Source organism: Shewanella sp. GutDb-MelDb (genome assembly GCF_002836075.1).
Classification (GTDB): Bacteria; Pseudomonadota; Gammaproteobacteria; order Enterobacterales; family Shewanellaceae; genus Shewanella.
This window is the reverse complement of sequence record NZ_PJBM01000129.1, coordinates 35,480-48,717: the sequence shown is the minus strand read 5'-3', so window position 1 is coordinate 48,717 and position 13,238 is coordinate 35,480. Positions and strand designations below refer to the sequence as shown.

Annotated in this window: 9 protein-coding genes; 7 read left to right on the top strand and 2 right to left on the bottom strand. The window is 44.4% G+C overall.

The window, feature by feature from the left end; translation table 11 throughout:
- The 4 genes from lpxB to tilS all read left to right on the top strand — a co-directional run bounded on the left by lpxB (position 1) and on the right by tilS (position 6,728).
- Positions 1-1,164 carry a lipid-A-disaccharide synthase gene (lpxB, locus tag CXF82_RS04475; protein ID WP_102043734.1) on the top strand — a complete coding sequence of 388 codons (1,164 nt, stop codon included), beginning with the start codon at positions 1-3 and terminating at the stop codon, positions 1,162-1,164.
- Positions 1,164-1,772, top strand: coding sequence for a ribonuclease HII (gene rnhB, locus CXF82_RS04470; protein ID WP_101092748.1), 609 nt, complete (start codon positions 1,164-1,166; stop codon positions 1,770-1,772). Before lpxB ends, rnhB begins: the two co-directional genes overlap by 1 nt.
- A gap of 127 nt (positions 1,773-1,899) precedes the next feature.
- On the top strand, positions 1,900-5,370 hold the full coding sequence (dnaE, locus tag CXF82_RS04465) for a DNA polymerase III subunit alpha (protein WP_102039358.1): 3,471 nt from the start codon (positions 1,900-1,902) through the stop codon (positions 5,368-5,370).
- 2 nt (positions 5,371-5,372) lie between these two features.
- Positions 5,373-6,728: a tRNA lysidine(34) synthetase TilS gene (gene tilS, locus CXF82_RS04460; RefSeq protein ID WP_102043733.1), complete on the top strand. Its 1,356-nt coding sequence runs from the start codon at positions 5,373-5,375 to the stop codon at positions 6,726-6,728.
- A gap of 57 nt (positions 6,729-6,785) precedes the next feature.
- On the opposite strand, the gene CXF82_RS04455 is transcribed toward tilS, so the two are convergent.
- The gene (locus tag CXF82_RS04455; protein ID WP_101092754.1) at positions 6,786-7,676 is read right to left on the bottom strand and encodes a diguanylate cyclase DgcS; all 891 of its coding nucleotides are present in this window, start codon (positions 7,674-7,676) and stop codon (positions 6,786-6,788) included.
- A gap of 426 nt (positions 7,677-8,102) precedes the next feature.
- On the opposite strand from CXF82_RS04455, the gene CXF82_RS04450 reads away from it, so the two are divergent.
- Entirely contained in the window at positions 8,103-10,052 is a 1,950-nt protein-coding gene (locus CXF82_RS04450) for a monovalent cation:proton antiporter family protein (RefSeq protein WP_101092756.1), read from the top strand.
- A gap of 29 nt (positions 10,053-10,081) precedes the next feature.
- Complete coding sequence (locus tag CXF82_RS04445; RefSeq protein WP_257982729.1) at positions 10,082-10,798, top strand: SGNH/GDSL hydrolase family protein; 717 nt, start codon at positions 10,082-10,084, stop codon at positions 10,796-10,798.
- Positions 10,799-10,888: 90 nt separating this feature from the next.
- Here the strand turns inward: CXF82_RS04445 and CXF82_RS04440 are convergent, their stop codons facing one another.
- On the bottom strand, positions 10,889-12,013 hold the full coding sequence (locus CXF82_RS04440; protein WP_101092758.1) for a patatin-like phospholipase family protein: 1,125 nt from the start codon (positions 12,011-12,013) through the stop codon (positions 10,889-10,891).
- Positions 12,014-12,547: 534 nt separating this feature from the next.
- Here CXF82_RS04440 and CXF82_RS04435 point away from each other — a divergent pair.
- Positions 12,548-13,198, top strand: a complete 651-nt coding sequence (locus CXF82_RS04435; RefSeq protein WP_101092760.1) for a response regulator — start codon at positions 12,548-12,550, stop codon at positions 13,196-13,198.
- The last annotated feature ends 40 nt before the right edge of the window (positions 13,199-13,238 follow it).

Sequence of the window (13,238 nt, the reverse complement as noted above, 5' to 3'; positions counted from 1 at the left end):
ATAAACACTCCTCGTATATTTGCCATGGTCGCCGGAGAAATCTCGGGTGATATCCTTGGTGCTGGCTTGATTAAGGCGCTTCAAAAAAGCTATCCAGATGCACGATTTGTTGGGATCGGTGGTCCGCGTATGGATGCATTAGGCTTTGAATCTCTTTTTTCTTATGAAGAGTTAGCGGTCATGGGGATTGTTGAAGTGCTGTCACGTCTACCCAGGCTTCTTAAAGTGCGGGCGACGTTAATTGATGAGTTGATGCAGATCCAACCTGACTGTTTTATTGGTATCGATGCCCCGGATTTTAATATCGGCCTTGAGTTAAAGCTTAAACAGCGTGGTCTTAAAACCGTTCATTATGTCAGCCCGTCTGTATGGGCGTGGCGACCAAAACGGATTTTCAAAATCGCCAAGGCCACCGATATGGTGTTGTCATTGCTGCCATTTGAAAAAGCCTTCTATGATCAACATGACGTTCCTTGTACGTTTGTGGGTCATACACTTGCTGATGATATTGCACTAGAAAGCAGTAAAACTGAGGCGAGAATCTTGCTTGGACTGGATCAGACCGCAGAATACTTAGCCGTATTACCAGGCAGTCGTGGCGGAGAGCTTAAACAACTTGCTGAACCTTTTGTTAAAGCTGCAAATTTAATTAAGCAGCGTTATCCGGATCTTAAATTTGTCACGCCTCTTGTCAACCAAAAACGACGAGAGCAGTTTGAATTAGCATTGAGCATTCATGCGCCGGATCTAGAGATCGATTTAATTGAAGGTCATTCTCGAGAGGTGATGGCTGCAGCAGATTGTATTTTACTGGCTTCTGGCACTGCAACACTCGAAGCTATGTTAGTTAAAAGGCCTATGGTTGTCGCTTATCGTGTCAGCCCTATTACCTATAAAATCGCCAAAGGAATGATGCTAACAAAGCGTTATTCGCTGCCTAATTTACTCGCTGATGAAGATGTCGTTGAAGAGCTTATTCAAGCTGATTGTACTCCCGAGAAAATTGCAGATGCCGTGTCTTTGCAACTTGATAGCGATTTTACCCCATTACATGATCGATTTATGGCGATGCACAAGTCGATAAGACGCGATGCTAGCGCTCGCGCAGCTGATGCGGTGATTAAATTAATTGAGACAGTTGAATTAGTTGAGGAGCCAAAATAATGGCTGTTATAAAAGATATTACCCCTGAGCAGATCACCCAACTCTGTATTGGGCAGTACGCTGGGGTCGATGAAGTGGGTCGTGGTCCATTAGTGGGTAATGTTGTGACTGCGGCTGTAATACTCGATCCTAATAACCCAATCACAGGGCTTAACGATTCTAAAAAGTTATCAGAGAAAAAGCGTGAGTTGTTGTTCGTTGAGATCCAGCAAAAAGCGTTAAGTATCTCTATCGGTTCAGCATCACCTGTTGAGATAGATGAGCTTAATATCTTACACGCAACCATGTTGGCAATGCAGCGTGCTGTAGCAGGGCTAACGATTAAACCCTCTTCAGTGTTAGTTGATGGTAATCGTACGCCAGATTTTGGTGTGCAGAGCCACGCCATCATCAAGGGTGATGGCCTTATTGATGCAATAAGTGCAGCATCTATCATTGCAAAAGTTGTGCGCGATCGAGAGATGGAAGTGCTCGCTGCTCAACATCCAGAATATGGCTTTGAAAAGCACAAAGGTTATCCAACGAAGGTGCATTTTGAGGCTTTAGCCAAACATGGCGTGTTAGCGGAACACCGTAAGAGTTTCCGACCTGTTCGTGAAGCAATGTAATAAATAGTTAAAAAGTCGTTCATCTGCTTACTGGGTTGGTAGTTTAACTTGTTTGCTGCTAGCCCTTGTTCTACTCTGTTAGATTCATTATTTGTTGTCATCTACCTAAAAGAAAGATACTCCCACTATGTCTGATCCTCGTTTTGTGCATTTGCGCGTCCACAGTGACTATTCAATGTCTGATGGGCTGTCTAAGGTTAAGCCTATTCTTGCTAAAGCAAGCGAGTTGGGAATGCCTGCGGTCGCGTTAACCGATCAGACCAACATGTGTGGGTTGGTTAAGTTCTATGGCGGTTGTCATGGTGCTGGCATCAAACCCATTATCGGTACCGATTTTTGGGTACAAGTCCCCGGTTTTGATGAACTCTGTTCTATTACCGCGATAGCGATGAATAACGAAGGCTACTCCAGCTTAACCTTGCTGATCAGCGATGCTTATCTTCGCGGCCATATTAAAGATAAAGCCGTTATCGACCAAGAGTGGTTAGCTAAATATAATGATGGCCTTATTTTACTGTCTGGTGGACGTCAGGGGGATGTGGGTCGTGCCCTTTTAAAAGAGAATCCTGGCCAGGTAGCGTCATCAGTTGAGTTTTATCAAACACATTTTCCAGACCGTTATTATCTTGAGTTATTGCGTACTGGACGCCCAGATGAAGAGCGTTACTTGCATCTGGCGGTTCAACTTGCGCAAGAAAAAGACCTGCCAGTGGTTGCCACTAACCAAGTGGTTTTTAATAAACCTGAACAGTTTGAAGCACATGAAATTCGCGTCGCGATTTCTGATGGTTTCACGCTAGCCGATCCTAGACGACCGAAAAAATACAGTGACCAGCAGTATTTTAAAAGTAGTGAGGAGATGTGTGAACTGTTCGACGATATCCCTGAAGCGATACAAAATACCGTTGAGATAGCCAAGCGTTGTAGCGTAACGGTACGTTTAAATGAGTACTTCTTGCCTAACTTCCCCACCGGTGATTTGTCGATTGAAGCCTTTTTGGTTGATGTTTCAGAAAAAGGTTTAGAAGCCCGCTTGGCGTTTTTATTTCCAGACCCTGCAGTCAGAGCTGAAAAGCGTCCCGAGTACGATGAACGTTTAGAAATCGAACTTAAAGTGATTAACGAAATGGGCTTTCCGGGTTACTTCCTTATTGTTATGGAGTTTATCCAATGGGGAAAAGATCAGGACATCCCAATTGGTCCTGGCCGTGGTTCTGGTGCCGGGTCATTAGTGGCTTACGCGCTTAAAATTACCGATTTGGATCCGCTTGAATACGATTTGCTGTTTGAGCGATTTCTTAACCCTGAACGTGTCTCAATGCCAGATTTCGACGTCGATTTCTGTATGGATAGACGTGATGAAGTGATAGACCATGTGGCCGAACTTTATGGTCGTGACGCTGTGTCGCAGATTATTACGTTCGGTACTATGGCGGCAAAAGCGGTTATTCGAGATGTGGGTCGTGTATTGGGTCATCCCTATGGATTTGTCGATCGTATTTCTAAAATGGTGCCTGCAGAACCAGGTATGACACTGGCTAAAGCATTTGAAGTTGAACCTGCGTTGCAAGAGTCGTATGACGGCAGTGAAGAGGTCAAAGATCTCATCGATATGTGCCGTATTCTAGAGGGCGTGACACGTAACGCCGGTAAGCACGCCGGTGGTGTGGTTATCGCACCCACCAAAATTACTGATTTCTCGCCTATCTATTGTGATTCAGAAGGCCTTAACCCAGTTACCCAATTCGATAAAAATGATGTTGAAACCGCTGGTCTGGTTAAATTTGATTTCTTGGGTTTAAGAACGCTCACCATTATTGATTGGGCGTTAAAGATGGTGAACAGCGTTAAAGATAAAACCGGTGAAGAACACATTCGCATTGAGTCAATACCGCTCACCGACCCTAAATGTTTTAAGTTACTGCAAAAGTATGAAACCACAGCGGTTTTCCAGTTGGAATCTCGTGGTATGAAAGATTTGATCAAACGTCTTCAGCCTGATTGTTTTGAAGACATGATTGCACTGGTAGCGCTGTTTAGACCCGGACCTTTGCAATCAGGCATGGTAGACAACTTTATTGAACGTAAGCACGGCCGAGAAGAGGTTTCTTATCCAGATGCTGAGTATCAGCATGAATCGTTAAGAGAGCTGCTATCGCCAACCTACGGTATTATTTTGTATCAAGAGCAGGTGATGCAGATAGCACAGGTGCTTGCAGGCTACACCCTCGGCGGCGCGGATATGTTGCGTCGTGCGATGGGTAAGAAAAAGCCTGAAGAGATGGCCAAGCAGCGCGGAACATTCGAAGAGGGTTCGATTAATAACGGTGTCGATGGTCCGCTATCGATGAAGATCTTCGACTTGGTGGAAAAGTTCGCCGGTTACGGTTTCAACAAATCACACTCAGCCGCTTACGCATTAGTATCCTATCAAACGCTTTGGCTAAAGACCCATTACCCAGCACAGTTTTTAGCGGCGGTAATGTCAGCAGATATGGATAACACCGACAAGATTGTGATTTTGGTTGATGAATGTGAGCGTATGGGCATACCGCTTATTCCACCTGATGTGAATAAGGGCTTATTTAAATTTACCGTCGATGATGACCTCAATATTGTTTACGGTATCGGCGCGGTTAAAGGGGTTGGTGAAGGCCCTGTTGATTCTATTTTAGCTGCGCGAAAAGACGGCCCATTTACCGACCTATTTGATTTTTGTGCGCGAATAGATCTCAAAAAACTCAATCGCCGCGTCATCGAAAAGCTGATTTGTGCAGGTGCGCTCGATAATTTAGGGGCGCACAGGGCCTCATTAGTCGCAACGTTGCCAGAGGCAATACGGGCAGCTGACCAACATGCAAAAGCTGAAGCATTAGGCCAGCATGATATGTTTGGATTGCTCAATAGTGAACCTGAAGATGACAAGCAGCAATTTGTTGCATGCACCCCATGGCCTGAAAAAGTGTGGTTGGAGGGTGAGCGCGACACATTGGGCTTGTATTTAACCGGGCACCCGATTAATCAATACCTTAAAGAGCTTAAGCATTACACTTCTGGACGTTTGAAAGACGTACATCCAACGGAACGTGGTAAAACAATGAAGGCCGCAGGTCTGGTCGTTGCAACGCGAGTGATGATGACCAAGCGTGGCTCTAAAATGGGCTTAGTGACCCTCGATGATAAGAGTGCCCGTCTAGAGGTCATGCTGTTTACTGAGGCGTTTGAGAAGTATAATCATCTGCTTGAGAAAGACCGGATTCTGATCATTGAAGGTGAAGTTAGCTTTGATGATTTTGCCGGTGGCAACCGTATGACGGCGCGTAATATTATCGATATCGGTGAAGCTCGTAGTCATTTTGCCAATGCGGTAGAAGTTGACCTACAGTCAGAGGATATTAACGCCGAATGGTTGAACCGTTTCCAATTAGCCGTCGAGCCTTGGAAAAATGGCGCTGTGCCGGTGCTGATTAATTATGCTCAGCCAGAAACTAAAGCGCAGTTTACGCTGGGTGATGAGTGGCGCGTGAATCCAACGGATGATTTGATGCTAGCGCTTGAGTCATTAACAGGCTCAGACAAAGTCAGGATTGTTTTTTAGTCATGAATATTGCTCAGCTCATTGGTCATTGTGTAGATGCCTTGCCTGTTATCGCGGCGTCAGCTGCGCCGCGTAAACTGGTACTTGCTTATAGTGGCGGCGTAGATTCAGAAATTTTAGCCCATGGATTAGCTGAGTTTGCCAAGCTGCATCCTCAGTTCGATTGTCAGTTAGTGCATGTGCATCATGGACTGAGTGTCAATGCAGATGAATGGGTTTTACATTGCCAAGCACAAGCTGAGATATATCAACTTCCGTGTACTATAGCGCGCGTAAAGGTCAAGCTTGCGCCAAGAACCAGTGTCGAGGCCGAAGCTCGCTCTGTGCGTTATGAGGCTTTATTAGCGCAGATGTGTGCAGCAGATATCTTGATGACAGCGCATCACCAAGATGACCAACTCGAAACTATTTTATTAGCGTTAAAGCGAGGACTCGGCCCTAAAGGTTTGTCGGCGATGGGGAAAGTACAATCTCTCGATAACGATAAGTGGCTTATTCGGCCGTTGCTCGATTTAAGTAAAAGTGATGTTGAAGCGTATGCTAAAACACGGGACATTCGTCATATTCAAGATGAGAGTAATTTTGATGAAAAGTATGACAGAAACTTTTTGCGTCAATCAATCATTCCCACGTTAAAGCAGCGCTGGAGCGCCATTGCTGCCACAGCGAGCCGTAGTGCTGAACTGTGCGCAATGCAGCAAAGCGTTATTGATGAAGAGCTGGCTGCGCGATTACCGCGAATTCAAACAAAGCTGGGCGGCGAATGTGTTATAAACCTTGCCGCTTTAGCGCAATACTCCAAAGCGTGGCAAGCATTACTGCTGCGTGGTCACATGGATTTTTTGGGGTTTGCTCCGCCGTCAAAAGTACAAGCCGAGCAAATTATTGCACAGTTACTTGATGCTAAAGTCGACGCAAATATAGAGATAAAATTAACCGATGTGTTGATAAAACGCTTTAAAGGCACTGGATACTTTTTGCCGATGACGGCGTCAGCACACTCGGCCAATATCGCAGTATCTTCACTCGATGAGCTGTTAGAAGTGGGGCTGAACTATGGTCATAATAAGCTTATTCAAGCAACCTTAGCCATTAATGCCGGAGTGCGTTTCCCCCGTGCTGACGAAAAGGTGACTATTGAGTTTTCCTTGCCGGGAAGCACACGTTGCCAACCACAATATCGCAGTAAAGGTAGAGAGCTAAAGAAACTTTGGCAAGAATTTGAAGTGCCACCGTGGACAAGATCTCATGTCCCATTATTGTGTTATAACGGAAAATTGGTCTGTGCGATAGGCTATTGGAATGAGAAAGCTTTTCTTTGTGCTGAAAATGAAACAGGCATCAACTTTAAAGGTTAACTTGCTAAATACTCCCTGAGGTAAGCTAATGCTCCATTGTTGCAGTAGTGATGCAATTTATGAGTCTTGGGGCTGAAAAACACTATAACATTGTCTCCCCGCCGCTTTTGCCTGATATAAAGCGCTATCAGACTTTTGATACAAACTCTGCTCTGTATCGTTGTGCCGCCACTGTGCAATACCTAAGCTCGTTTTGACTTGGTAGCCTGCTAAATCAGCATGCTCTTCTAGTGCTATTAGAATTCTCTGACAAAGAATTGCCGCGGCTTGTGCATCCCCTTGAACCAATATAGTAAATTCATCACCGCCAATTCGAAAGGCTTGGTCAGTATCTCTAATGACATTTGTTAGCATTTTTGCAAAGGCAACAAGAGCCTCATCACCAAGTTGATGGCCGTAGCGGTCATTGAGCCGTTTGAAGTTATCAAGGTCCAAGGTCACTAAAGAAAAAGCGCTCTGGGTTCGCTGAGCACGGGCGATCTCTTTCTTTATCTGCTCAAGGTAATAGTGGCGATTACCTAAATTGGTTAGTGCATCAAACATGGCTTGCTTGGATATTTCTTGGAACTGAATAGCATTAAATAACGGCTGTAATACCAAGCCTTGTAGCTGGTTTAAGCGCTGAGCCTGCGACGGCACCAAAGTGGCTTTTAGGTTATAGTTAACTTTCACACTGGTGTCAGCTAGCGTGAGGTGCTGTTCAATTGAATAGCCACCTTGACGTCCCCAATGAAAATGGTATTGCTTATAAGTGAGCTGCACGCCGTGAAGCGGCAAGTATTGCCCCATGATTTTGCCGAAGCAGGCAAAGACTGTCCGCGGATCTAAGTGTTGGTGTAGTTGCTGGATAATATTGACGAGATCAAGATCTAACGCGTAGGCTGATTCAACATCAGCTTGTACACGATATTCGTTAGGAAAAAACTCGGTCGCTAGGCCAAATTCCATGTTCTCGACTCCAAATTAATTAACAGCATCAGCTATTTTAGATAAAGCAATAATTGTGCCGAAACATTCGTTAATAATATTTGTCTTTATTTATCTTTAGTTGTCATTAAGTTACTCTCTTTGTTAGCAGAGCTTTTTTGCAGTGACAGTATTTTGACAAGAGGTTACTCATCCTTCATGGTTGTTTTTGGTGCCGTTTATAGGCTATTTGAGTAAGGCGGCTTAACTATTCAATACTGTTCGCCATGACGTCATAAAATAGCCAACAAGCTCGGCCCTCGGGTTGCTTTAATGCTTCTCTTCTTTGACACAAGTGAACTGTTATTAACGCTTTACCTTGTACTACAACTATTATTCTTTATGATAAATAACCGAACAAAAACAAAGCTCGAAAGTATCACAGCCCCCTAGGAGCGAATTACACGTATGGAACACAGCTTTTTGATCCAAATATTGCTTATGCTGGTTGTAGCAATTGTCTCTATCGCCATCCTTAGGCGTGCTGGGTTGCCTGCCATTTTGGCCTATTTGGTGACGGGGATTATTAGTGGTCCAAGCGGGTTTCATTGGTTTTCACAACATCAAATGCAATCAGTGGCAGAACTCGGTGTGGTGTTATTGATGTTTAGCTTAGGTCTGGAGTTTTCAGTCCCTCGACTATGGGCGATGCGTAGAACCGTATTTGGCTTGGGTAGCGCTCAAGTTATAGTGACGGCAGCATTGAGTATAGTCATTGCTTTATTGTGTAATTTGAGTGTGACCGAATCTATAGTAGTAGGCTCTGCTATTGCGTTATCTTCAACTGCGATAGTATTGAAACTGCTCAATGAGCAAGGATGGCTGCGGCGCCGTCATGGTGAGCTTTCTGTCAGTGTGCTGTTGTTTCAAGATATCGCCGTAGTACCTTTGTTGATTTTATTGCCGCTCTTAGCCAGCGATGGTGCGCCATTACTGTTGACTGATGTCGCCTACGCGTTGTTAAAAGGTATTTTGGCCTTTATTGCTTTAATGGCCTTTGGCAAATGGGCTTTGCCAAGACTATTTGATGAAGTGGCGCGCTCTCGTTCAAACGAGTTGTTTGTGTTATCTACTCTTGTAGTGGCATTAGTTACTGGCGCCATTACCCAGTGGTTAGGTTTATCGATGGCACTAGGCGCCTTTATGGCCGGTATGTTGTTGGGTGAAAGCCAGTACCGTCGGCAGCTAGAAGCCGATATTCGCCCTTTTAGAGATCTGCTGATGGGACTGTTTTTTATCTCAATCGGTATGTTGCTCGACTTCCAGCTTGTGGCGCAGTTTTGGTGGCAGATCATTTTATTGCTTATTACTGTGATTTTAGGTAAAGCCTTAGTCGTCTTTGCACTGTTAAAGCTCGCTAAAGAGTCATTTCGAGTCTCAGTATCGACCGCGCTGAGCCTAGCGCAAGTAGGTGAATTTAGTTTTGTTGTATTGGCATTAGCGGTTAATTATCAGTTGCTTGACGTTAAAACGAGTACCACTTTAGTGATGGTGGCCGTGTTATCTATGGCGCTTGCTCCTTGGTTGGTTCGTCACAGTGTCGATATTGCCAGAGTACTGCAAGGGCTTAAACCTAAGCCTGAAAAAAGTGAACCTATTGTGGTTAATGTTGATCCGGCTGACGATCTTGTTTTGATCCTAGGCTATGGGCGTGTTGGGCAAACGATCGCTAGATTTATGAAAACCGAAGCGATCCCTTATATCGTACTAGATTTAGATCCCAAACGAGTCTCGGAGGCCAGAACCGCAGGCGAGCCCGTCTACTTTGGTGATGTCTGTAAGCGCAGTATCCTTAAACAAGCACATGTACGGCACGCCAAACTCATTGTTATTACCTTTAGTAGTGGACGTATTCTAGAAGAGGTATTACCGCTGTGTCGTCAGTTGGCACCAGAGGCCAAAATTCTAGTGCGTACTCGTGATGATTCTGGCATGGAAGAGCTTGAAAAAGCAGGTGCTAGCCAAGTTATTCCTGAGACCTTGGAAGGGAGCTTAATGTTGGTCTCACAGGTACTGTATCAATGTGGCGTGCCGCTAGCCCGAATTTTAAAGCGCTTGGAATCTGAACGTCGTAACCATTATCAATATTTGCATGGCTTTTTCTCAGGAGCAGAAACAGACTTTACACTGGAGTTACTGCATGCTGTGGCATTACCTAAAGGCGCGAATGCCGTTGGGCAAACATTAGCTGATATCCCATGGGAGAAACTACGAGTTGAGCTCCGCGCCGTTAGGCGTGCAGGTGCTGAAGTGGAAAACCCTGAGCTAGACTGGCAGATAAAATCCGGTGATATTCTTATTTTGCTTGGAAAACCAAGACGAATAGAGAAAGCCGAAGCCTATTTACTGCAGGGCTGATTTTAAGGCACCGGTCTGGGAGATGACTTTTGCACAACATTATATTTATTCTGTTATTGCCGCTTATGTTTATTCAAGGTCGGTTAGTTAAAAAAAACACCCCTAAACTACCGGAGGCTGCAGGGATGCGCGTTGGCGAACTTGGCTCAGGACCAGAGGTTTCGTTATTGCTCTTGGGTGATTCTGCCGCAGCAGGCGTTGGTGTTAGCAAGCAGCGGCAAGCGCTCAGTGGCACTGTGACCTCTGGACTATCGGCTCACTTTAAGGTGTCTTGGCAGCTCTTGGCAAAGTCGGGGGCTAACACTGAACAGACGCTAAAAATGCTTAAAAAGAAGCATGATGAACATGCTTTGGACTTTGACATTGTGGTGGTCTCACTCGGGGTGAATGATGTACTTAGTCCTATTTCTGCTCGGCAGTGGCGGCGGAAACAATTAGAACTGGTTGAGTTCCTGACCGTTGCAGTGAAGTGTCGTCAATTAATACTCACGCAGGTTCCGCCTATGGGCGGTTTTCCTGCATTGCCGCAACCTTTACGTTGGTTTTTAGGTAAGCGTTGTGATGAGTTCAATCAACAATTAACTCAGTTGGCAACGACGGCGCCGTTCATATTGCTCGATTTTGGCGCTGAACTTCAACCCGAGTTGATGGCTGTCGACGGGTTTCATCCCGGGGTTCAAATTTACCAACATTGGGGCCAAAGTGTCGTAGACACTATCTTGCTTAAGCATCAAACGTCAGTTTAGTCTCAAAGTTAATATAGCCCCTAGGACCGTTTTGTGAAGCATAGGGGAATGTCGAGCGGTTGGTTGCTAAATCAGATGACAGTGCTAAAGCTATTTAATATCAAAAAACGTTTTGATATCGTCAATTTGGCACATTGCATCTTCATAGCCCAGTTCAATTAGCGCGCTACAATAACTCTGCTCAAATAACAGATAAGATCCAATACTTGAATCTGAGTGCTCATTGATCCCTAACGCCTTCATCATCATCTTGATAGCAAAGGGCATATCGTGAAAATAACGAGAGGCAATTGCGCTTAAGTCCTCACTCGGTTTAATCACTAGCGTTTCGATCTGTTTTAAGGGCAAACCTTTACGGCTTTCCTCCGGAATGAGTGACAAAGTACTATTGATCCGTTCTAACCGCTCCAAATCGCTGTTCAATGTATCTGAAAATATAGTATCAAGCAGGTGGCCGGCAATGGTGGCTGTTTTAGGGTGGTGTTCAAGCTCTCTTGGTTGCACTTTATGTGGGCTTTCTAAGTTGATCACCATAATTTTGTTAGCCCCTAAATGAATCGGACTGCTCAAGGGGGCTAGCTGGTGAACTGAGCCATCGCCATAATATTCTTGGTTGAGTCTTACGGATGGGAAAACTAAGGGAATAGCGGAACTTGCCAATAGATGATCCGTATTTAAACGGGTGCGTTGACCACAGCGGCGTGCCCGCTGCCAATCCTCTATAAGAGGATTACCTTGAAAAAATGTGACCGAACGAGAGGTGTCGTAGCAAGAGGTATCTAAGCTAACGGCATCGAGTGCTCCGCTACTAATATTGCGACCAATACGCTCAAAACTAATCAGGTCGCTAAGCAAGCCACGTAGTGGTTCACTGTTAAACAGGCTGCCAGCACTACGAGAGGCGCCATCACTTTGTACGCCTTTAAGCGCCATTTTACCCAAATGACTTAATACACTGCCGATAGAAGCTTGATAGACTTTCTCTGCATGAATATGACGCCAAACCCATTCGAGTTTGCGAACGCCCAAATGAAAACAGGATGCATGAGTAGCCATGGAGGTGGCATTTATAGCGCCCGCCGATGTACCGCAGATAATTTTAAAGGGGATCCCGTGATTACGAGGGTAAAACTGTACGATAGCTTTGAGGACACCAATTTGATACGCAGCTCTCGCGCCACCACCACCTAATACTAATGCAATTTTATCTGACAAATTGGCGATCCCTATCAATTGAAAAACAAAACTTATTCAAAAACGGTCCCTGAATTTAGAATATGTGAGAGTTGCTTTATGTACAAGCTTTACCCGTAAATTAGTCTGCCAGTTTCTTTTAGTCGTGATGCGTCGGTCCCTCTTAGTCAGGTGTTACGGCGACTTTTTACCTTCTTTTTGGCCGTAAGTTTGATGGGTGTTTCTTAGCATTATCTAGAGGTGAAAGCACCGCCGTTGACTTCTCCACGGTGAATTACAGCATTGTTGTTATGTGATTAAGAGTGCATTTCGCTACTTCAATGAGGGTATGAGTCAGCTTTTAAAGGGTATCTAGCATAAATATTTAACCGTTAACCTAGTTAATAAGTCTATGTTGTTGCGGTGTAATGATGAGATTTAAATATGCTTATCAGACTATCTAATTGTAATTAAAGTGTTAAATCAAGAATTGTTGGCAGGGTAAAGGAATAGTGGCAAGTTGATAATAAAAGGCAATGGAGTAGACTGAAAAAATGAACATATGAGGGATCAAACATGTTACAGCCACTAAAAATAATAATAGCTGATGACCATCCATTATTTAGACAAGCACTGGTCAACATATTAACCACACACTTTGATAATGTAAGATTATTTGAAGCTGAGACGATTGTAGAGCTCGATGAATTATTAAAGCAACAAGATGCAGATCTACTGTTACTCGATCTTAATATTCCAAAAGCTCATGGCTTTAATACCTTAGTCAATATCCGTAATTGTCACTCCCAAATGGGGGTCGTTGTGATTTCCGGGCAAGAAGATAAAGTCACGGTAGGTAAGAGCATGTCATTTGGAGCGGCGGGGTTTATTCCTAAATCGACTTCAGTTGAACAGATGGTCAAAGCCATTAAAGCAGTACTCGCAGGCCAACAATGGATGCCTGCGGGTTGCAGTAACGTTGAAGCAATAGAAGCCGATAGTATGACAAGTAAAATCATCAGCTTATCACCGAGACAACATCGTATATTAATGATGTTTGCTGATGGTCTACTCAATAAACAAATAGCTTATGAATTGGGGCTTTCAGAAGCCACCATTAAAGCTCATGCCAGTGCAATATTTTTAAAATTAGGGGTGCATACACGCACTCAAGCTGTGATTGCCATGAGTCAACTGCAACTCGATAAAACCTCACTAACCGCTTAATAGATTAAGCTGGAAAGATCTTCTATTACAAATTAAGCCG